The 22,700-nt window shown below is 32.2% G+C and carries 19 protein-coding genes; 5 read left to right on the top strand and 14 right to left on the bottom strand.

The features are described 5' to 3' along the window. Nucleotides 1-5 precede the first annotated feature (5 nt). The 4 genes from BM246_RS03610 to BM246_RS03595 all read left to right on the top strand — a co-directional run bounded on the left by BM246_RS03610 (nucleotide 6) and on the right by BM246_RS03595 (nucleotide 6,698). Nucleotides 6-1,166, top strand: coding sequence for an iron-containing alcohol dehydrogenase (locus tag BM246_RS03610; protein WP_074935843.1), 1,161 nt, complete (start codon nucleotides 6-8; stop codon nucleotides 1,164-1,166). A gap of 8 nt (nucleotides 1,167-1,174) precedes the next feature. Next, entirely contained in the window at nucleotides 1,175-1,981 is an 807-nt protein-coding gene (locus BM246_RS03605) for a type 1 glutamine amidotransferase domain-containing protein (RefSeq protein ID WP_175489773.1), read from the top strand. 341 nt (nucleotides 1,982-2,322) lie between these two features. Beyond that, nucleotides 2,323-4,341, top strand: a complete 2,019-nt coding sequence (locus tag BM246_RS03600) for a tetratricopeptide repeat-containing sensor histidine kinase (protein WP_175489772.1) — start codon at nucleotides 2,323-2,325, stop codon at nucleotides 4,339-4,341. 290 nt (nucleotides 4,342-4,631) lie between these two features. Beyond that, entirely contained in the window at nucleotides 4,632-6,698 is a 2,067-nt protein-coding gene (locus tag BM246_RS03595) for a tetratricopeptide repeat-containing sensor histidine kinase (RefSeq protein ID WP_081959092.1), read from the top strand. Nucleotides 6,699-6,735: 37 nt separating this feature from the next. On the opposite strand, the gene BM246_RS03590 is transcribed toward BM246_RS03595, so the two are convergent. The 8 genes from BM246_RS03590 to BM246_RS03555 form a co-directional block, all read right to left on the bottom strand. Then, nucleotides 6,736-7,521 carry an Lcl C-terminal domain-containing protein gene (locus BM246_RS03590; protein WP_139221845.1) on the bottom strand — a complete coding sequence of 262 codons (786 nt, stop codon included), beginning with the start codon at nucleotides 7,519-7,521 and terminating at the stop codon, nucleotides 6,736-6,738. Nucleotides 7,522-7,744: 223 nt separating this feature from the next. Then, nucleotides 7,745-8,251 carry a peroxiredoxin-like family protein gene (locus BM246_RS03585; protein WP_074935841.1) on the bottom strand — a complete coding sequence of 169 codons (507 nt, stop codon included), beginning with the start codon at nucleotides 8,249-8,251 and terminating at the stop codon, nucleotides 7,745-7,747. Nucleotides 8,252-8,464: 213 nt separating this feature from the next. Beyond that, on the bottom strand, nucleotides 8,465-9,775 hold the full coding sequence (locus BM246_RS03580; RefSeq protein WP_074935840.1) for a DEAD/DEAH box helicase: 1,311 nt from the start codon (nucleotides 9,773-9,775) through the stop codon (nucleotides 8,465-8,467). 3 nt (nucleotides 9,776-9,778) lie between these two features. Then, nucleotides 9,779-11,119 (bottom strand): DEAD/DEAH box helicase, encoded by a 1,341-nt coding sequence (locus tag BM246_RS03575; RefSeq protein WP_074935839.1) that lies wholly within the window; start codon nucleotides 11,117-11,119, stop codon nucleotides 9,779-9,781. Nucleotides 11,120-11,281: 162 nt separating this feature from the next. Further along, a complete protein-coding gene (locus BM246_RS03570) occupies nucleotides 11,282-12,337 on the bottom strand; it encodes an NAD(P)-dependent alcohol dehydrogenase (RefSeq protein WP_074935838.1) in 1,056 nt (351 codons plus the stop codon). Between the two features lie 2 nt (nucleotides 12,338-12,339). Further along, nucleotides 12,340-12,765: an OsmC family protein gene (locus BM246_RS03565; RefSeq protein WP_074935837.1), complete on the bottom strand. Its 426-nt coding sequence runs from the start codon at nucleotides 12,763-12,765 to the stop codon at nucleotides 12,340-12,342. 27 nt (nucleotides 12,766-12,792) lie between these two features. Further along, nucleotides 12,793-13,887 carry an alkene reductase gene (locus BM246_RS03560; protein ID WP_074935836.1) on the bottom strand — a complete coding sequence of 365 codons (1,095 nt, stop codon included), beginning with the start codon at nucleotides 13,885-13,887 and terminating at the stop codon, nucleotides 12,793-12,795. Nucleotides 13,888-13,968: 81 nt separating this feature from the next. Beyond that, nucleotides 13,969-14,544, bottom strand: a complete 576-nt coding sequence (locus BM246_RS03555; RefSeq protein ID WP_074935835.1) for a Crp/Fnr family transcriptional regulator — start codon at nucleotides 14,542-14,544, stop codon at nucleotides 13,969-13,971. 251 nt (nucleotides 14,545-14,795) lie between these two features. On the opposite strand from BM246_RS03555, the gene BM246_RS03550 reads away from it, so the two are divergent. Further along, nucleotides 14,796-16,181, top strand: coding sequence for a right-handed parallel beta-helix repeat-containing protein (locus BM246_RS03550; RefSeq protein WP_074935834.1), 1,386 nt, complete (start codon nucleotides 14,796-14,798; stop codon nucleotides 16,179-16,181). A gap of 49 nt (nucleotides 16,182-16,230) precedes the next feature. On the opposite strand, the gene BM246_RS03545 is transcribed toward BM246_RS03550, so the two are convergent. The 6 genes from BM246_RS03545 to BM246_RS03520 all read right to left on the bottom strand — a co-directional run bounded on the left by BM246_RS03545 (nucleotide 16,231) and on the right by BM246_RS03520 (nucleotide 22,641). Continuing rightward, a complete protein-coding gene (locus tag BM246_RS03545; protein WP_074935833.1) occupies nucleotides 16,231-18,120 on the bottom strand; it encodes a monovalent cation:proton antiporter-2 (CPA2) family protein in 1,890 nt (629 codons plus the stop codon). Nucleotides 18,121-18,125: 5 nt separating this feature from the next. Beyond that, entirely contained in the window at nucleotides 18,126-18,722 is a 597-nt protein-coding gene (kefF, locus tag BM246_RS03540) for a glutathione-regulated potassium-efflux system oxidoreductase KefF (RefSeq protein ID WP_074935832.1), read from the bottom strand. 43 nt (nucleotides 18,723-18,765) lie between these two features. Next, entirely contained in the window at nucleotides 18,766-19,389 is a 624-nt protein-coding gene (locus tag BM246_RS03535) for a MarC family protein (protein ID WP_042503577.1), read from the bottom strand. A 181-nt stretch (nucleotides 19,390-19,570) separates the two neighbouring features. Next, the gene (locus BM246_RS03530) at nucleotides 19,571-20,245 is read right to left on the bottom strand and encodes an NAD(P)H-dependent oxidoreductase (protein ID WP_042495237.1); all 675 of its coding nucleotides are present in this window, start codon (nucleotides 20,243-20,245) and stop codon (nucleotides 19,571-19,573) included. 212 nt (nucleotides 20,246-20,457) lie between these two features. Further along, nucleotides 20,458-21,087: an alpha-ketoglutarate-dependent dioxygenase AlkB family protein gene (locus tag BM246_RS03525; protein ID WP_042495239.1), complete on the bottom strand. Its 630-nt coding sequence runs from the start codon at nucleotides 21,085-21,087 to the stop codon at nucleotides 20,458-20,460. A gap of 48 nt (nucleotides 21,088-21,135) precedes the next feature. Continuing rightward, complete coding sequence (locus BM246_RS03520; RefSeq protein WP_162857620.1) at nucleotides 21,136-22,641, bottom strand: BCCT family transporter; 1,506 nt, start codon at nucleotides 22,639-22,641, stop codon at nucleotides 21,136-21,138. Nucleotides 22,642-22,700 lie beyond the last annotated feature (59 nt).

Here is a 22,700-nt window from a genome sequence, read left to right as displayed (position 1 = left end):
AGAAGATGAACAATTTTGAATTTAAAAATCCGACCAAAATTATTTTTGGAAAAGATTCTATTGAAAAATTAGAAAATGAAATTCCAGAAAACGCTAAAGTATTATTGCTTTATGGTGGCGGAAGTATTAAGAAAAACGGTATTTACGACCAGGTTAAAACAGCTTTAACAAAGGTTGAAGTTATTGAGTTTGGAGGTATTCCTGCAAACCCTGAGTATGCTGTGTTAATGGATGCTTTAAAGGTTATTAAAGATGAAAACATTAGCTATTTACTAGCTGTTGGTGGTGGATCTGTAATAGATGGTACCAAATTTTTATCGGCTGCAGCATTATTTAAAGGTGATACACCTTGGGATATTTTAAGCCAAAATATTAGAACCGAAAAAGGTATGCCTTTTGGAACCGTTTTAACTTTGCCAGCTACAGGATCTGAAATGAATTCTGGTGCTGTAATTACTAGAAAAGAAACAAAGGAAAAATTAGCTATGGGTGGTCCTGGTTTATTTCCTGAATTTTCAATTTTAGATCCGCAAGTGATTACCTCTATTCCAAGACGCCAATTGGTAAACGGTTTAACCGATGCCTTTACACACGTTTTAGAGCAATACATGACGTATTCCGTTGGTGCTCTATTGCAAGATCGTTTTGCTGAAAGTATTTTACAAACCATTATAGAAGTTGCTCCAAAGGTTTTAAAAGATCCTACAGATTATCAAGCAGCCTCTAACTTTATGTGGAGTTGTACAATGGCCTTAAACGGATTAATACAAAAAGGAGTTCCTAACGATTGGGCAGTACACGCCATGGGGCACGAATTAACGGCTTTATTCGGTATCGATCATGCACGTACTTTAGCTGTAATTGCACCAAGCCATTACAAGTATAATTTTGAAGCTAAAAAAGAAAAATTAGCTCAATACGGTGAGCGCGTTTGGAATATTACTGAAGGTAACATGGACGATAAAGCATATGCTGCTATTGAAAGAACGGAAGCGTTTTTTAATGAATTAGGTATAGATACTAAATTATCCGATTACACTAAGGATTACGAAGGCACTGCCGAAGAAATCTCTAAACGTTTTACAGATCGTGGTTGGTTAGGCTTAGGTGAACACCAAAGTTTATCGCCAGATAAAGTTGAAAAAATTGTAAAAATGGCTTACTAATTTTATTGATGAAGACTTTAAAAACATTAGCCATAGCACTTACAATAATTACAGCTTCGAGTTGTAAAGACGTAGGACAAGAAACAACTTCTGAAAAAGTTTCAGAAGTAAAAACAGAATTAAAAAAACAAAACGACATGAAAATATTATTTGTATTAACATCTCACGACAAATTAGGAGATACAGGGAAAAAAACAGGATTTTGGGTAGAAGAATTTGCTAGCCCATATTACACATTATTAGATAAAGGTGCAAAAATTACTATTGCTACGCCAAAAGGTGGAGCGGCTCCAATAGACCCAAGTAGTGATTCTCCAGATGCTGCTACAGCTTCTACAGATCGCTATAATAAAGACGAAGATGCAAAAGCAAAAATTGCAAACACTGAGGTTTTAGCCAATATGAATTCTAACGATTTTGATGCGGTATTTTATCCAGGTGGTCACGGTCCTTTATGGGATTTAACTAACGATAAAACATCGGTTGCTTTAATTGAAGCCTTTGATCGTCAAGAAAAACCAATCGCTTTTGTATGTCACGCACCAGCTGTATTGAAAGATGTAAAAAATGAAGACGGAACAGCTTTAGTAAAAGGAAAACGTGTTACAGGGTTTTCTAACTCAGAAGAAGCAGCCGTTGGATTAACAGAGGTTGTACCATTATTATTAGAAGATATGCTTATTGAAAATGGAGCATTGTATTCTAATTTAGACCAATGGAAACCATACGCAGTACAAGATGGTAATTTAATTACGGGTCAAAACCCAGCATCTTCAGAATTAGTTGCAGAAAAATTATTAGAGAGTTTAAAATAATTTAGACCCATCATTATATATTATAAAGGTTGTCCATGGTTTGGACAACCTTTTTTGATTTAAATGTTTTACTCCTTTCAGTTAGAATGAGCTAAATTCTCCCACTTAGCCAGAAAGAGATAAACCGTTTGTAATCGATTAAAAATAGCACTTCATCTAAATAATATGCTTTTTAACTGTTTTAATATATAAAAAACCGTTAAAAGTACGTTTAATATTTTTTCTCGTTTATTTAGGTTTTATCTTGTATTAAAAACCAATTACCCTAATCTAAAAAAAGTATACCCATACCCATGCAAGCCTATTTTAATATACATCATTTCAAATTTTGCAGTATATTTTTGTGGGTTATTTTCACTGCTTCTGGTTTTAGTAATTCTGCCAGTGCGCAGGAAGACATCAAGAAAAGTCTTCAACAAAAAATAAGAAAACACAAGGAAAGTAATAAATCTCAACGAGATACTACTTATGTGAATCTACTGTATCAATTGGGTATGCAATATGCACAATACAATTTAGACAGCTTACTTGTTATTTCGAATGAATCTATTAAATTAAGTAAATCTATGCGCTACCCGAAAGGCGAAGCTCAAGGATATATAATTGAAGGTTTATACTACTCCAATATAGGGAAACAAGATCGTGCTATTTCGTATTTTAAAAAATCTGTTTCGCTCGCTATTATTAATTCTGAAACCAATTTGTTATTAGAGTCTAAAATTAAATTGGCAGCAGAATATAAGTATAAGGAAGATTATGCGAATGCCTTAAAGCATTACTTAGATGCCATAGAAATAGCCAAAATATATAATAATGAAGTATATTTATCTAAATGCTATTTAAATATATCGGCCATATATCGCGTTCAGAAAGAATATGAGCAAACCATTTCATTCTTATCTAAATCACTTGAAATAAACGAATTCAGCAACGATGAAGTACAAGTAGGCAAAACTTTAAACAATTTAACGGCCTGCTATATTGAAATGGGAGATTTAGATAGTGCCTCTACTTCTATTGATCGTGCCATTTCTATTTTTGAAAAAGTAAAATTAGATTCATGGCTTGCTTATGCTTATGAATTAAAAGGGTCTATTCACACTAAAAAAGGACAATATAATCAAGCTTTGCAATGGTTAAGTAAAAGTGAAAAAATTCACGCTAATATCGATAAAGGTCGATATAAAATTCCTTTGTACAATAATTTAGCAAAAACCTATTTAGGCCTTAAAGACTATGATACGGCAGAAGATTACGCTTTAATGGCGCTTCATCTTTCTAAGAAATTAAATACTTTAGAACAGCGAGATCTCACTTTAGAAGTACTTTACCAAATAAAAAAAGCAGATGACAACTTTGAAAACGCACTCGCCTATCTAGAAGAGTTAAAAGCGATATCGGACACGATAAACAAAAATAACAATATTAAAGAGTTAAGAATACTTAAATCTAATTTAGAATTTGAACAAGAAAAAGAACAATATATTTCAGAAAGTCAACAAAAGCATACCTTACAACTTAGTTATATATACTTCTCTATTTTCATTATTTTGGCCTTTGCAATTATCATATTTATCCTAAAAAAGAATAACAAAACTCAAAATAGGTTAAATGAAAAATTATTAGAAAATACAGAGGCACTTAAAAACAATCAAACGCATTTAAATGAAGCAAATAATACTAAAATTAGATTATTTTCTATTATTGCCCACGATTTAAAGGGGCCGATAAATTCATTTAAATCACTTTTAGATTTATTTAATAACAGAGAGTTGAGTAAAACAGAATTCATGGAATTTATGCCAGAAATTGGTAAAAACATAGACTCTATTGCATTTACTTTAAACAATCTATTAACTTGGGGACAAAGCCAGATGAATGGTTTATCTACCAAACCAGATTTTATTTCTATTAAAAAATTGGTTGATGAAAGTTTTAGCTTACTTTCTAAACAGGCCGAAGTAAAATCTATTGCAACCATAAATGATATTGACAACAATGTTATCACTTGGTCTGATAGAGATCAAATAGATGTCGTTATTCGTAACTTAATAAGTAATGCCGTTAAGTTTACACGTGAGCATGGTACAATAACAGTTTGCGCTGTTGAAGAAGATCTATTTTGGAAAATACAAGTTAAGGATAATGGTGTAGGTATGGATACAGATGCTGTAACTAGCGTTTTTACCGAAAAAGAAACAGAAATTGCTTACGGAACACTAAATGAAAAAGGAACAGGTTTGGGACTTCGTGTTTGTAAAGAGATGGTAGAAAACAATGGCGGACGTATTTGGGTAGAAAGTGAAATAAACCAAGGTTCTATATTTTCCTTTACACTTCCCAAAACCAAAAAAGTTTAACCTTCTTCTTTCTATGGTTCCGTTTCTTATATTCTAAATTATTCAAAATGTTATTTCTCTTTTAAAGATAAACAAACCTGTTTTCTATCAAAATAGACTTCTATATTTCATGTACATTTTTAACGTTTCAACTGAATAAAAAGACACTTAATCGATTAAATAAGTGTTTTATCGATAATTAATGTGTGAAAAATACATAAATATTATAATATCATTGGCGCGTTCTATTTTCCAAACTATATTGCAAAACAAACCCTAAAACCCTACAAAGAAGCTCATCAAATTTACCTATGCCAAATGTATTACACATAAAAAAACTTAACCTTCCGCATATATTCATATTCATAGCTGTGTTTACGTTGTTTAATGCTTTCTCTGCGTACTCAAAAGAGAGACTAAAAAAAGAAATACAAAGGGATATTAAAAAAATACAAGAAACACCTCATTTTGAAAAAGATACAACATATATAAATTTATTACATGAATTAATAAGAGAATACAACCAGTACAACTTAGATAGTTTACTAATTATCTCCAACCAAACCATTAAACTAAGTAAAGCCATTAAGTATGATAAAGGTGAAACTGAAGGCTATATTATTAAAGGTGGTTACTATTCAGACATAGGAGAACAAGATGATGCTATATTCTATTTTATAAAAGCTAATTTAAAGGCTAGAGCGATTAATGATACCGATCTAACCCTCTATTCTTACAGTGAATTGGCCAAAGAATATATGTACAAAGATGAATATGCCAAGTCTTTAAAAACATTTTTAACTGGTATTGAAATTGCTAAAGACAGCCAAAATGACAAATGGTTACCTATTCTTTATATAAATATATCTGTGCTATACAGTCTTCAAAAAGAATACGAACAAGCTGTGTCCTTTTTAAAAAAGGCTTTGGATGTTAATGAGCGAAATGATGATCAAAGATTAACAGGTATCATACTATCAAACTTAGCTTTTTCATATATTGAAATAGGAAATATAGAAAACGCAAAAGAACCTGTAAATAAAGCCATTACTATTTTTGAAGATCTTGAACAGAACAGTTGGTTAACCTATGTTTATGAAATAAAAGGCACAATATTCCTTAAAAAAAATGAATATGATCATGCTTTATTTTGGTTGAATAAAAGTGAAGTACTCCATAAAAACATCGATCAAACCAGATATAAAATACCACTTTACTTGCTTTTATCTAAAGCATACTATGGGCTTAGGAGTAACGAAATAGCAGCATCTTATGCGGTAAAAGCACTAGAAATATCTAAAGACCTTAATAATTTAGAGAACCGAGATGAAATTCTAAAAATTTTATATGAAATCAAAAAAGCAGACGAAGATTTTGGACAAGCTTTAACTTATCTAGAAGAATTTAAAGCAATCTCTGACACTATTAACAAAAAAAATAATATTAAGGAATTAAGCATCCTTAAATCGAACTTAGAATTTGAACAAGAAAAAGAAAAATATATCTCTGATAATGAACAAAAGAATCTCTTGCAACGCAGTTATATATACTTTTCAATATTAATTATATTAGCCTTTACTATTATCATCGTTATTCTTAAAAGGAATAATAAAATTCAAAATAGCTTAAACCAAAAGCTGATAGAAAATACGCATGCACTTAAAAAAAATGAAATACATTTAAATGGAGCTAATAATACTAAAATTAGACTATTCTCTATTATCGCTCACGATTTAAAAGGTCCTATAAATTCATTTAAATCACTTTTAGATTTATTTAATAATAGTAAAGTGAGCCAAACAGAATTTATGCATTTTATGCCGCAAATAGGCGAAAACATTGAATCTATTGCTTTTACTCTAAACAATTTATTAACTTGGGGACAAAGTCAAATGAATGGCTTATCTACCAAGCCAGACTTTATTAATGTAAACACATTAGTAGAAGATAGTTTACGATTACTTTCTAAACAGGCTGATGTAAAATCTATTTCAACCATAAATAAAGTTGAAGACCATGTAATTACTTGGTCTGATAGAGATCAAATAGATATCGTTATTCGTAACTTAATTAGTAATGCTGTAAAGTTTACGCGAGCGCATGGCACGATAACCGTTGCAGCCATCGAACAAAATGAGTTTTGGCAAATACAAATTAAAGATAATGGCGTTGGTATGAGTGAAGATGTGCTAACTAACATCTTTTCTGAGAAAGAAACATCTACAACCTATGGAACTCAAAACGAAAAAGGAACTGGTTTAGGTCTACGTGTTTGTAAAGAAATGGTTGAAAACAATGGCGGAACCATTTGGGTAGAAAGTGAAATAGAAAAAGGTTCTACATTTTATTTTACGCTTCCTAAAGGAGAAAAATTATAGGTGTATTTCTCGAGCATCATCTTTAAAAACATCGATATTAATAATCTTTTACAAAAAGTACATAACACTGCTCATCGATTTTAGTATCATCTAATGTTGTCCCATGGTGAGACCATGCAGAATGTACATCTGCCATATCTGCTGTCCATAATTTATATTTTAAAATATCTTGTTTAGTGAATGCCGTTAAAAAAGGAAATAATTTAGACTTTAAATTTGAACGTTCTTTAGCGTATAATTTGGACAAATCGTGATTTAACTCTTGTGAAATATTAAACTGAAGTGTATCGAGTTCTGCAGCTGTTGGTAAGCGCCAAGTATCATAACCAGCGAAAAACACTTTACAACTTCCTTTAGTATAGTTCTCTTTAAAGTTAGTTGGTCTTTGTGTTAACGTTAGCACTGGAAAAGGGTTTTTAATAAAAATACCTTTTCCGAATAAATCGCTTGCATCACGCCATTTTATGGCAATTGGATTTCCTACAAAATCAGTTCCATCCCAAATAGTTCCCCAAGGCGCCCTAATCCATGTTAGTTTATTTATGTTATCTGTTACCGTACCATTGGCATTTATAGCCCAAGATCCAAAATATTCGCTATTTACAATTGTAGATTCTGTTTCCTTAGCAACATTTCTATAGCTTCCATAATTGGTAGTTTTATGCCGTTTGGCATCTTGAATTAAGGAGGGTTTCTTTTTTAGAAAAAAGTGTTTAGAAATATACCACGACGCCAAAATTCCAATAAGAAGTGAAAAAACACTAAATGAGTCTAGCGATTGAAAATAATCTAAAACAGCCTGCATAAATTTATTAGTTTTCAATTAATTACCGCTAAATTTAATATTTTATTCTATACACTTCAACTTAAGACATTGTTTTTATGACGATTAAGTGTGCTTTTATTAGAAATAAGTTAAATTTTTAAACAAAAAAAAGACCAAGTTTACACTCAGTCTTTTCTCTCTAAAAAATTACTAACTTAAATATCAATCCTATTTATTGAGAAATTAATCTCTAATAAAGAAAACGATATACTATTAAAGCTTATGCCTCTCCTCTTGCAGGATAATCTGCTTTTAATATATAATCAATACCACCTAAAACATCATTAAAACTTGGTCTACCAAAAGGCATCGATTGTATAGATGCCCAGTAAACTATTTGCTCTGGTGTTACTAAAAACAATCCAGGCTCTGCAAAATGTTTTGGTTCTTGTTTAATGCCTTCTGAAATAAATAAGCCCCATTTTCTGGCATCTTCAATAGATATGCCATAACCTAAAGGTATATCTGCAATATCCCATGCTTCATGTGTTGCTTTTGCAACTTCTTCTGTATCTGTGCTTATAGCGATAACGTTAACGCCACGCTCTGTGAATTTATCCAATTTCTTTTGTAAATCTTCTAGCTGACTTTTACAAACAGGACAGTGTTTACCTCTGTAAAATAAAACTAATGTGAAGTTTTCTGGTGACTGTTCGCTTAATTTCCATGTGGTACCATTAACTAATTGTACTTCTAATTCTGGTGCTTTTTCTCTTGGTTTAATCATTGCGTTTTTTTGTTTTCATTAACTATAAGGTTTGTCGTTTTTAGACAACAACCTTTACAGATAATATTTATAAAATTATTTAATGTAAAGATACCGGCTATCTTAATCACGCTGTTACATAATTACAGGAATACCTTATAACATTTACGCATTTAGAAAAACAAAAAAAGCTGCATATAGCAGCTTTTTAATTATTAGAAGTAACATGTATTATTAAATAATATATGTACGTACTTTTCTTTTTTTCAACCTCATGTTATTAGTTTTATCAATAATACTTTCAGCTCTTGCTTTAGGTATCGCAACAAAGGCACAATCTTGCTTTAACTCAATAACACCAATTTCCGATTTATCTAAATGGCATTGTTTAAAAAGTAAACCAGCAATATCGCCTTTTGATATTTTATCTTTTCGACCACCAGAAATAAATAGTGTACTCCATGGATTTGTAATTCTAGCTGTTTTTCCTTTTGGTATTACGGTTTCGGTAGTTTCAATAAACTCAGGCGTGGTTTCTTTTTCCCATTGTAATACATAGGCTGTACCTTCTGTATTCATACGCGCGGTTCTACCATTTCTATGAGTGAATTCTTCAGCTTTTAAAGGAAGTTGATAATGAATAATATAGTTAAGCTCCGGAATATCTAATCCACGTGCAGCCAAGTCGGTAGCAATAATAATTTGATGAGTTCCGTTTCTAAATTTTATTAAAGCACGTTCTCTATCTATTTGCTCCATACCGCCATGAAAGCAGCCATGACCAATTTTATTATCATTTAAAAAATCGCTTACATATTGAATAGTATCTTTAAAATTACAGAAAATAATGCCTGGTTTATTTCCTATATGATTTAATAAATCGACTAAAGTTTGAAGCTTATTTTTATCTGGAGATATTACTTTTTTAATTTCTAGTTTAGAAACTTTCGTATCTAAATAATCAATCACCAATTCGTTTTCTAATCCAACAAATTTTGGGATTTCAATATCTTGAGTTGCCGAAGTTAAAATTCGTTTTTGAATATATGGTAGATTACTGATAATCTCACTCATCTCTTTCTCGAAACCAACTTCTAGAGATTTATCAAATTCATCTAAAACTAATGTTTTAATATCTTCAACTATAAACGTTTCACGACGTAAGTGATCGGCAACACGACCAGGTGTACCAATTAAAATAGCTGGCGTATGTGCTAAATCTATTCTATCTTTCGAGAAATTACGACCACCATAAACGGCATTCGCTTTAAAACCAGAACCCATGGTGCGAATCACTTGCTCAATTTGTATAGCTAACTCACGTGATGGCACTAAAATTAAGAGTTGTACGTTTTCGCAGGTCTTATCTAAAGCTGTAATGGTTGGTAATAAAAACGCAAGTGTTTTACCTGTTCCGGTAGGCGATAAAAGCACGGTGTTCTCAACATTGGTAATAGATAACAACGCCTCTTCCTGCATGGAATTAAGCGCTTTAATTTTTAGTTTATCTAAAATATGTTGTTTAGTTTTTCTAAAATTATCCATTACTTATTTTTTCTTTTTCTTCTTTACCACTGCTGGTTTTTCAACTATTGTATTGTTTTCGGCAATGTAATTCGCTAAAATTTTATCAACCAATTCTTCTTTTGTTAAATGATGAAAAATAGTTTTCACCTTGGCTTTAAAATCTTCTGGAATATCTCGGTTTGGCTTAGTTTTAAATATTTTTCTAGCCCAAATTAACCCGTTATTCTCTTCGATACTTTTAGCATCTGCTTTTTGGTAAGCTTTAAACTTAATTCCTAATTCTTCTTCAAATTCTGGAATATCTTGCACTTCATCTTCCTGAATAACACTTAATGATAAACCAGTAGCTCCTGCCCTAGCTGTACGTCCGCTACGGTGGACATAAGCATCATAAGTATCCGGTAAATGATAATTTACAACAAATGCCAAATCTTTAACATCAATACCACGAGCAGCTAAATCTGTAGCTACTAAAATATTGATGTGTCCTTCTCTAAACTGTCCCATTATACGATCACGAATACCTTGCGATAAACTACCGTGTATGGCTCCTGAAGAGAATTTATTTATAGCTAAATTTTTAGCAAGTTTATTTACTGCCGCTTTAGTTTTACAGAAAATGATACCACGTTGGCCTTCATTCGAATTTAAAAAATGCATTAAAACATTTAGTTTTTCAATAGGTTCAACAACCACATATTGGTGATCTATACCTTGATGGCCTGTAGTTTCCATATTAGCCTCAATAGTTACCACATGTTTTGATAAACTATTTTGCACTAATTGTTTAATAGTACCAGGCATAGTTGCTGTAAACAATAGGGTTCTTCTATTTTTAGGCAAAACCTTAATAATAGCATCTACACCTTCTTTATGAGCGCTTACCATTTCATCAGCTTCATCTAAAATAAAATAGCTAATCTCTTTAACGTTTATTGCGTTTCTTTCAATTAAATCGGCTAAACGTCCTGGTGTTGCGACTACAATATGTGTAGTTGCTTTAAGTTTTTCAATTTGAGGTTTTATAGGTATTCCTCCAAATAAACCCGCTATAGAGACTTTAAGTTCTTCTGAATTAAAAGACTCTAAATTGTTATAAATTTGTTGTCCTAATTCTCTAGTTGGGGCTAAAATAACCGCTTGTATATTGCTTTTATCACTATCTATTAATTGAAGCAATGGCAATCCAAAAGCTGCTGTTTTCCCTGTTCCTGTTTTCGCAATAGCAACAACATCGTCGGTTTTAGTTAAAATTACCGGAATGGCTTTTTCTTGAATATCGGTTGGTACAGTTATATTTAATGCTGCTAAACTGCTTTGCAATGCATCGTGAATACCTAAACTAGAAAATGATTGTGACATAAATTATATTTTGTGCAAAGATAGTAGAGTTTTGCTGGTTTTATTCATTTAAATGTTTCGATTTAACAACGTTTATTTAAATGAAGAGAAATATTTAGACATAAAAAAAACAGCATCTAAACTAAAAAGATGCTGTTTTAATATTTATAAACTTATTCGCTATTATTTAAGCGATTTCATATCAATTACAAAACGATATTTTACATCGTTGCTTGTTACACGCTCGTAAGCTTTATTGATATCTTGCATATCAATTATCTCGATATCACTAGTAATATTATGCTCTCCACAAAAATCTAGCATTTCTTGAGTTTCCTTAATACCGCCAATTAAAGAACCAGCAATACGTTTACGTCCACCAATAACACTTCCTCCATGGAAAGGTTTTAAAGGTTCTACAGCTCCAACTAAAACCATAGTAGCATCAATTTTAAGCAATCCTAAATATGGATCCATTTCATGACCAACAGGAATGGTGTTTAATATAAAATCGAAACTCCCTTGGTGTTTCTTCATATCCTCGGCATCTTTAGATACCAATACCTCATGAGCACCTAATCTTTTAGCATCTTTACCTTTTTCTGGAGACGTTGTAATCATAACAACATGCGCTCCTAAAGCGTGTGCAAATTTAACGCCCATGTGTCCTAATCCGCCAAGACCAATAACACCAACTTTATCTCCTTTTTTTACTTTCCAGTGGCTCAATGGCGACCATGTTGTAATACCTGCACATAATAAAGGAGCCGTTCCTGCTTCATCTAAATTTTCAGGAATACTTAAAACAAATTTTTCATCGACAACTACGGATGTAGAATAACCTCCGTAAGTTTGTGCACCTTCAATATGTTTGTCTGGGCTGTTGTAAGTCCAAGTTGCTCCTTTTTCGCAAAACTGTTCCAAATCTTGCTCACAAGAAGAACAGGTTTGACAAGAATCTACCAAACAACCTACACCAACTAAATCGCCAACTTTATAGTTACTAACACCGTTACCAACTTCTACAACACGACCAATAATTTCGTGCCCCGGAACTACTGGATACGTAGAACCTTTCCAATCGTTTCTTGCTGTATGAATGTCACTATGGCAAACACCACAGTAAGTAATATCAATTTTTACGTCGTCGGTTCCAACCGATCTTCTTTCTATATCTAAAGGTTTTAAATCTTCTGTTGATGCTGTTGCACCATATGCTTTTACTGTTGTAGTTGCCATTATTATGATTTTTTTAATGTTACTTTAAGTTCTATTTCTGTATTTAATAACTTCGATATTGGACAAACCTCTTTTGCCTTGTGTGCTATTTGCTGAAATTGCTCAGCATCTATTTCAGGCACATCACCTACTAAATTTAAGGTAACTTTTGTAATAGCGCCATCTTCAAAATTAACGGTAGCATCAACATCTAAAGTTGTTGCTGTAAAATTATTTTCGTTTAACAAAAAGCTCAATTGCATGGCAAAACAGCCTGCATGTGCTGCACCAATTAACTCTTCTGGGTTTGTTCCTTTTTCACCATCTTCAAAACGTGTATGAAATGAATATTGTGTTTTATCTAAAACTTTACTTCCTGTAGAGATATTTCCTTGTCCGTCTTTACCACTTCCTTTCCATTCGGCATTTGCTTTTCTTGTAAATTTCATGTTGTGTGTTTTAAGTTAAACTTCTAATTATTTAGAAGCTTTTGGATAATCGGTATAGCCCTTTGCTCCGGTTGTGTAAAAGGTCTCTTGATCCCATTCGGCTAATTCCAAATTGTTTTCAAAACGCTCTACTAAATCTGGATTTGAAATAAAAGGTTTACCATAAGCTATTAAATCGGCATCACCATCTTCTAGCACTTTATTTCCTTTTTCTTGATCGAAAGCGGTGTTAATCATTAAAGTACCGTTGTATAAGGGTCTAAAATGTTTCGCTATTTCGGTTACAGCAAAAGGAATTTCAGATACATCTGTAAAAGGTTCAGATAAATGTACGTATGCTAAATTGTAATCGTTTAGTTTTTTTATAATGTATTCGAACGTTGGAATGGTTTCCTCATCCATCGTAATTCCGAACAATCCATCTAAAGAAGGATTAAAACGAACACCTATTTTTTCCTGCGGAATAACCTCTTTCATAGCCTCTAGAACTTCAAAGAAAAAACGAGTTCTGTTCTCAAAACTTCCGCCGTATTCATCTGTTCTTTTGTTAGATGTTCCGTTAAAAAATTGGTGAAATAAATACCCGTTTGATGAATGAATCTCTACACCATCAAAACCTGCTTTTACAGCATTTGCTGCTGCATTTTGAAAATCTTTAACCGTTTGTTTAATGTCTTCAATAGTCATTTCTCTAGCGGCTACAGTGTCTTTAAAACCTTCTGGAGTGAATGATTTTGCGTGCGGATTTAAGGCTGACGCCGAAACCGGTAATTCTCCGTTATGAAAATCTGGATGCGACATACGCCCAACGTGCCATAACTGAATAAAGATTTTTCCGCCTTTATCGTGCACACGTTTTGTTACTTTTTTCCAGCCTTCAACTTGGGCATCGGTATGGATTCCTGGTGTATTAATGTATCCAACGGCCTGCTCAGATACCTGAGAACCTTCAGAAATAATCAAACCTGCCGAAGCACGTTGCTCGTAATACAAGCCTTGTAATTCATCGGTTGCTACTTTACCTTCGTTGTTTGCACGACTACGTGTCATGGGAGCCATTACGACTCTGTTTTTAAGATTTATATTCTTGTTATATGGTACTAATAAAGGTTGCTTGCTCATGTTGTAATGTAAATTGTTACTTAGAACAAAGTTACAAGACATGTTTGCCAATCTCATTGACCTATATCAATTAAGAAAGTTTTAACTTTTCATCTGTTTCCTTACTCTACTTAGGTTTTCTGGAGATACACCTAAGTAATTTGCGATGTCGTAATTAGGAACTCGGTTTTCAATATTTGGATACGATGTACAGAATTCTATATATCGTTCTTTAGTGTTTTTCTCTAAAGTAGATAGAATGCGTTTACGTTGAGAAATAAAAGCTTGAGTAACCAAAACTCTAAAATAACGTTCGAAAATTGGCGCTTTATTATATATGTTTTGAAGGCTACCATAATTGATAGATAATAACTGAGAATCTTCAATTGCTTCAATATATAATCTCGATGGTACTTGGTTGTAAAAGGCATCAAAATCACCAATCCACCAATTCTCTACAGCAAACTGAATAATATGTCTACTGCCCTTTTCATCTATATAATAACCTTTTAAACAGCCTTTAACTACAAAATATTCATGTTTTACTGTAGTGCCTGGTTTTAGTAAAAACTGACCTTTAGCAACAGAAATTTCATTTAGAGCCGCGTAAAATAATTGCATATCCGCAACTGTTGGCTTTATATGATTTTGTATGTGTTTTGTTATAGATTGATGCATATACAAAGATGCTAAAATGATTGTTTTATATGAATGAAATAGCCTTTTTTATTTTAGATTGGAACAGTTTGTTTTTTAAGATTTTATAAATGACATGATTTAAGAATATGTCGTTTATCGAAAAATTAAGCATTTTATACTATTCTGAAATAACATTCGTTTTCTTGTTTAGACTAAATTGATGCTTATTAATAATCAAAAATATGCTTTATCAATTTGTTCAATATGTATTATTATTTTAAAATGAATTAATGAAAACCTTACCTTATTACCTATTATTCTCAATTTTTATTCTAGTAAGTTCTTGTGGACATGATCAATATGAAGGCATTACAGATGATGAAACTGAACCCGTAAATCAAGAAGATTTAGATGAAGAAGGTTTGCCTATTAGAACTTTTAATGCGCAGTTACCTGAAATTTCTTTTATAACAGAATACACAATCGATTTGGATTTTTGGGATATTCCGAATACAAATTCGGATGTTATTAAAACTACCGAAAATTTACAAGCAGCCATAGATTGGGCACATAACGAAGGTTATACTCGCGTTATTTTACCAAATGGCAATTATTTGGTTGGCGAAGACATTAACGATATTTATTACGGTGGCATAGAAATATATGATAATACTGAGTTTGTTTTTAGTGAAAATGCTGTGCTATCTATTGATGCCAATAACAAATGGAATTATTGCGTTTTACGCTTAAACGGCGATAATATAATTGTAAGAGATGGCGAAATAAAAGGTGAACGTGATTCGCACACTTTTACAACTCGTGATGATGGAAGTACCGCTCATGATGAAGGCCATGGTATTTGCGTTTGGGACAACAATAATGTTTTAATAGAAAACATGGAAATCCATGATGTAACAGGCGACGGATCTTTGGTTCTCGATTCTAACGATGTAACTTTTATTAACAACAACATTTATAATAATAGACGCCAAGGAATTTCTATTGTTGGTGGTGTGCGTATTGAAATAACTAATAATGAAATACACCACATTAACGGAACCTCGCCACAATTTGGCATTGACATAGAAGGTCCGGGTCGTGTGGACGAAGATATTTTAATAGAAGACAATTATTTTCATCATAATTCTGGAGGCGATATAGTAAATGCAACAGGAGAAAACGTATATATTCTCGATAATATTATGGAGCAAGGTGACGATAGCGAATATACCGATGGCCCAATAGTAAGCTGGCATAAAACCCATAATATTATTGCACGTAATACGGTAACCATGGTTAGTGGTTCTGCTAATGGCAGGTTAGGTTATATTCAATATTCTAGCGGTGGTGATAAAGGCCACAACAAAACCACTTACGTACACGAAAACATAATGAATAACTGTGGCATGTACATGTATAACAGCTCGGATGCCGATGTAAGACGCAACCAATTTTTAGGATATTTTGTAGCGTTTTCAGATTTTGAAAATGTTACTTTAATTGATAATCTTGTTACTTATTCTGAAGAATTCACCAACCTGAGATATTGCTGGTCTTACCGTTTTAAAAACACCACAGGTTTTGCTAGCGGAAACTATTTGGGAGATAATTTAGAAGAATTACCTCTAGATGAAACAGCGCCTTATACCATGCAATGTGTGCTAGATGGCTGGTAAATCGATAAAAATTAAAGATTTAAAATTAAGGATAACTTTTAAAGAAAAGTTATCCTTTTTTAGTTTTGTTTAAAACCTTTCTAATATGTTCGCTATCCCAGTGATTATCGTATTCTACAATGCCGCGTTTAAAATCTTCATTTAAGAATTTCTCTTGTTGCTCAAGTTCTTTTTTAGCCTTGAATATATAGTTTTTTTCGTCTTTAGGCTCTTGCGATAAACGTCTTAAACTATCCTCATCATACTTAATAAAATTTTGAACTTGTCGGTTTAAAGTATATTTTCTAAAGCCCATTTTACTCAAAACATCTTTAGCCAACGTAAGTGAAGTTTCTAAAGATTCTCGGTAAATATTTTCATTTCCAAGGTTAAGTAGTTCATAAGCATCATATCTATTTTTAGTACGAATCATGAATTCTACATGTGGATATTTCTCTTTTATAATTTTACCAATGGCTTTTGAAACCGAGATTTTATTGGTAGCGCAAATAACAATTTTAGCCTCTGCAATACCTGCCGATTCTAATAAATCGAGACGTGTAGCATCACCATAATAAACCTCAAATCCCATTTTCCGTAGAAAATCAACACGGTTAGAGTCGTGATCTAAAATAGTAGCTTCTACACCATGAGATCGCAGAAAACGCCCAATAGTACTTCCGAAGTGACCAAAACCTACTAATATAATTTTTTGAGTTTTCGCGATATGATCCATTGGTCGTTTTAAAGACTCTTTTGTGCCTGTTCTTGGGAGTATAAAACGTTCGTTAATAATACCAATAATTGGCGTTAAAGACATACTAAGTGCCGTTATTACCAACATCATATCCATTTGTTCTTGTTCTAAAATATTTAATCCAAAAGCAAACGATAGTAATACAAAAGCAAATTCTCCAATTTGAGCCAAACTGCAAGTAAGCAGTAGTTTTTGATCTAATTTCAGTTTAAAAATATGGCCTGTAATATATAATACAATACCTTTTAATATAATAATAGCAACCAAAATACCACCAATTTCTAACGGACTATTTGCTATAACAATAAAATTTATTGATGCGCCTACAGCCATAAAAAACAAGCCTAGCATTAAGTTTTTAAAAGGTTCTAAGGTACTTTCTAACTCGTGTTTAAATTCACTATTGGATAATACAACGCCACCTAAAAAAGCGCCTAAAGCAGGACTTAAGCCAACAAATTCCATTAAAAGTGAAATACCAAAAACAATTAAAAAAGCTGCTGCTATCAATAATTCTCTAACACCAGTTTTGGCAACTTTACGAAGCATAGGTACTATTAAATAACGGCCTGCGACTATAATTACAACTACCGATAAAATAATAGATAAAGTTTGTAAACCTAATGGTAAACCATCTAACAAGTTGGTATGGTCGCTCACGTTTTCCGCGGAAGCGCTAGCATCTGTATTAGATAATAACGGAATAAAACCCAACATGAAAATAACTATAATATCTTGAAATAATAAAATAGAAAATGACGAAGATCCAAAAGTGGTTTCCATTAAACCTTTCTCTTTTATAGTTTGCATAGCAATTGCGGTAGATGATAATGCTACGGCCATGGAAATAACTAAACCCACTTTCCATTCGAAACCTAAAACAGTAAATAAAATATAAGAGAGTAACATGGTGCCACCCACTTGTATGCCACCCATGCCTACAATGGTTTTCCGCATGTTCCAAAAGTTTTTTGGCTCTATTTCTAATCCTATTAAAAATAGCATCACAACAACGCCAAATTCAGCAAAATGCATAATATCCTCACCTTCAGTACCAATAAAACCAAAAACATAAGGCCCTATTAAAACCCCGGCAAGCAGATAACCAATAACGGAACTTAAGCCCAAACGTTTGGCGATAGATACGCAAATAATGGCTCCTGCTAAAAATACAATGGCTTCAAAAAGGATACTTCCTGTCATAATAATTAAGCGTTATTTAGTTCTGGTATATCATTTAAAAAAGCACAGCCATTAAAATCTCCTAAGGTGTAATCTTGCTGCAATAAATCGATTAAATCGCTATATTGTTTAGCGTGATTTATTAAGTCCTCATCATCTAAATTATGCGTCCCCATAACAGCAAAAGGCGGAAAATAAGTCATACCGCACAGATTAGCTGTTTGTTCAAAAGGCCTTAAGAATTGATTTACTGTAAAACTATTGGAACCCTGAGAGCAATATAATTCCTTAGAGCCTCCTGTAGTAATTACATTTAGGCAGGTTTTAGATTCTAAAGCATTAGTGTTTGGACCGTAAGCCCAACCAAACTCCAGAACCATATCGATCCACTGCTTCATTAAAGGCGGACAACTATACCAATAAAACGGATGATGCCAAATAATAACATCATGCTGTTCTAGTAGTTCTTTTTCAGCTTTAACATTAATATGAAAATCTGGATATTTCTCATATAAATCATGAAAAGTAACGCCTTCCTTATTTTTTACATGATCAACAAGTATTGTATTTGCCCTAGATTTTTCAAACTTTGGATGCGAAAACAAAATTAATATTTTTTTCATATGACTATCAATTTATTGCTTTCCAGCATTTAAAGTTAAAGAACTAGTTCGATATTAAATCGAAAGAAATTTTAATACCTTGAATAATCATACCTGTCCCAATAATGGCAATTATTAAACCCATTATTTTTCCTATTACAGAAATAACATTATACCCTACAAACTTAACAATATGGTCGCTTAACTTAAAAGTGAAATAGGTTATTAAACTCATAGATCCAAAAATAAGAATCACCATAAACATTTGTAATGGTGCAGCGTTTGATACAAAGTTCATGGCTGTTACAATAGTTCCTGGACCTGCTAAAATTGGTATTGCTAATGGCGAAACGGCAATATCTTCTTCAATATGGACATCGTTTAAACTCTTTACATTCGATTGTTTAGACTGTAACATTTCGAAACCTATAAAAAATATTAAAATTCCACCTGTAATTTTAAAGGCAGGAATACTAATATTGAATAGTTCAAAAATATATTTTCCCAAAAGAATAAACACCACAACAATTATAAAAGCAATGATATTTGCCTTTTTATTGATGGCATCTTTGGTCTGTTTATGCGCACCTTGTGTTAAGGATACAAAAACAGTCATGTTTGAAATAGGGTTAGTAATAGCAAAAAAACCAGTAAATACGGTTATTGCAAAGGTAATTAGGTTATCCATTTAATGCGAAAATTTTAATCTGGAAAGAACTTGAATTACTTCTGTTTCACCAAATCAATTTTAATTTATTTTTAATATTTATTTTACGAATTGGTTTAATATAAGAAATGCTGAGATTAATTAAAAAATTAATTTCAGCATTTTAACAAAATTGATTATTACAAACTTGGTAATTAGAGACTTATTTCCAAGTTACAATATCATCTAAGTTCCTTCTAGATTTACCATGCGCCGGATCTTCTTTTCTATATCCAAAGGCTGCCATGTAAGCTAAGCCATATTTATTTGTGTCTACACCAAATTTTTCTTGTAATAAAGCTTCTGCTTTTTCTTGATGAAAACCTTCTATTGGGCAACTATCAATACCTGTTAAAGCGGCAGCTGTCATCATATTTCCTAAAGCGATGTAAGCTTGCTTAGAAGACCAATCGAATAATTTTTTATCACTATCTAAATCAAAATCACGCTCTTGAAATTCTCTATAAAAAGTAGAATACATATCTATAACATCTTGAGGTAACTGTTTTACATCCTTCATCATGTGCATAATATAATCTGCATCATGCTTTACCATAGGCGCTTTCATGGCTAAACCTAAAATAAAATGACTTGCTGTATCTAATTTTAAAGGTGCTCCCCAAGCTACTGGTTTTAATAATTCGCGTAATTCTTTATCTTGAACTACAATGAAATGCCAAGGTTCGAAACCAAATGAACTTGGTGATAATTGAGCGGTTTTTAATATGAAATTAATATCTTCATCTGAAACCGTTTTAGTAGGATCAAATTCCTTAGTAGCATGTCTAAAATTAAATGCGTTTAAAATATCTTCTTTTGCAATGTTTGGCGTACTCATTTTATATTTTTTTAATTGATGTTTTAATGTTTGTGCAAATATATGCGCGTTTAAGTTTTAATTTGAAGTATAAAAAAAGGTGAATTAGGTATAAATCGAGGTTTTAAACAAGAAAAAGGATGCTTTTCGATAAAATTGATACTTTAAACATGTTTATGGACTTCTATTTGTACCATAAAATAAGAACAAACCCTTTATTACTACCTTTAAATTTATTCAATCCATCTAAACGTTAGATTAATTCGGGGTCTAATCTTTCTAGAGGTTTTTGGTATTTTATGTTTCCAATTGTCTTGCGTAGCGCCTTGCATAATTAAGAAACTTCCGTGTTCTAAAGGAATATCAACACGGTTTAAATCTTTGCGTGTGGCGTGTTTTAACTGAAAATTTCTAGTTTCACCAAAAGTTACAGAACCTATAACGGTATTTTTCCGTTGATCGGCTTCATAATCTTGATGCCAATCTACACTATCATTTCCATCGCGATAATAATTAAGTAAGCAACGTTGAAATTTAATATCAACCTCCTGCTCTATTCGTTCTTTTATAAATAGTAAATCAGCATTCCAAGGCACCATTCTACTTTCACTTTCAGCATAAACCATAAGTTCATCCTCAGATCCATACCATGCCGTTAACCTAGGTAAATCTACCTGTTTTCCGTAAATAGTCATTTGGTCCTGTTCCCAAATGGTATTTTCTATTAAGCTGTGATAAAGGCGATCACTTTCTTCTACAGAGAAAAAATTTTCAAATAATATAACCTCCGCTCCGGGAAGATTAAATTCCGTTTTTATAATTTCATTTGTAGAAAATAAGTTGGGTTGTTTAAATAAATCCATGATTCATTCCTTTAAAGTTTAATCGTAAAAAATGGTAAAAACTAACAGTTATGTTTTATCAATTATCGTGTTATGCTGCAAAATGTCTTTTATAAAATAGATAAGCATAATTATTATGAAAAACGAAAATGGCAGCGACGTGATAATTAACAAGCGCTGCACAGCTTCTAATACATTTATATCTGCTTTAATATTACCTAAAAGCACTAAAGCAATGGTTGCTAATAAAATAAAAACAGACCAAATAACACGATGTGTTTTACTCGGGTTTTTAGCGCCTTTATCTGTAAACATACTCAGTACAAATACCGCAGAATCTACTGAAGTAATTAAAAAACTAATCAATAAAACAATAGATGTTATATTTAAAAATGTGGCATACGGATAATGTTCAAAAAACACAAAAATTGAGGAAAACACATTGCCAAACTCGTTATTATAAGCCCCCCAACTTTCTATTAACTGAAAAGCCGAAGTTCCAAAAACTGAAAACCAAAAAAAGGTTCCTAATGATGGAATAATTAAAACTCCCAGTAGCAATTGCCTTATGCTACGCCCCTTAGAAATACGTGCAATAAATATTCCTGTAAACGGTGCCCAAGCCAACCAAAATGCCCAATAATAAAAGGTCCAACCTGTTAAAAAATCTAAACCCGGATTGTAATCCCCAAGCGCTAAGCTCATAGGTACAAAATCGATTATGTAATTATAGGTTGAAGTAACAAATGCTATTAAAATAGCCTTTATATCGCTTGTAAAAAAGATAAATAACAAAATCGCGAAAGTGACAATAATATTTAATTTAGAAAATATTTTAATGCCTTTATTAACACCTTGCCAAGCCGAATAACAAGCAATTGCAGAAATAAGCACACATAAAATTATGGTTGTTGTTAGTCCGAAATCTTGATTTGAAATATGGTTTAAGCCACCATTAATTTGTGTGGTTCCTAAGCCAATTGCGGCAATTAGCCCAAACACCGTTGTAATAATGGTTATAATATCGACACTGTTTTTAAGTGTTTTACTTTTAGAATAATCTTCAATGGTCGAACTGATTCTTACTTTTTTCTTTTTAACATGTAAGGCGTAACCAACTATAACTGCAAATAAGCCATAAAATGCCCAAGCTGTAAGTCCCCATTGATAAAACGTAAACTCTAGAGCTACTGTTTCCGCAGATAAATTAGAACTAAACGGTGGGTTCTGATGCATAAAAACCGGTTCTTGCACAGCTCTCAATAAAATTCCGGAACCCATTCCTGCGCTATACAGCATAGCAGTCCAAGACCATAACGAGTATTCTGGTTTGGATGATGGTTTTCCCAATTTTATTTTCCCATATTTAGAAAAAGCTATAATTAATAGCGCTAAAACACAGCCAAAACCTAAATACAAGTAAAAATAGCCAAAGTAGTTTCTAACCCATAAAGAAGTGCTTTCAATAGCTTTATAGCTCGTTTCAGTAGCAAAAAACACGATTAATGTAAAAGTAAATATGATGCTGATTGAAACTGATAAAATGGTATGTTTTCTAAAATATTTTAAAATCAAATTATAGCTTTTTTGTAAAAATAGAGATTAGTATTTAAATGTGATTAAATATGGCTTGA

Origin of the sequence: Algibacter lectus, assembly GCF_900112395.1 — a bacterium.
In the GTDB taxonomy this organism is placed as follows: Bacteria; Bacteroidota; Bacteroidia; order Flavobacteriales; family Flavobacteriaceae; genus Algibacter; species Algibacter lectus.
The sequence above is the reverse complement of the archived record's forward strand: the minus strand, read 5'-3'. Positions and strand labels throughout refer to the sequence as shown.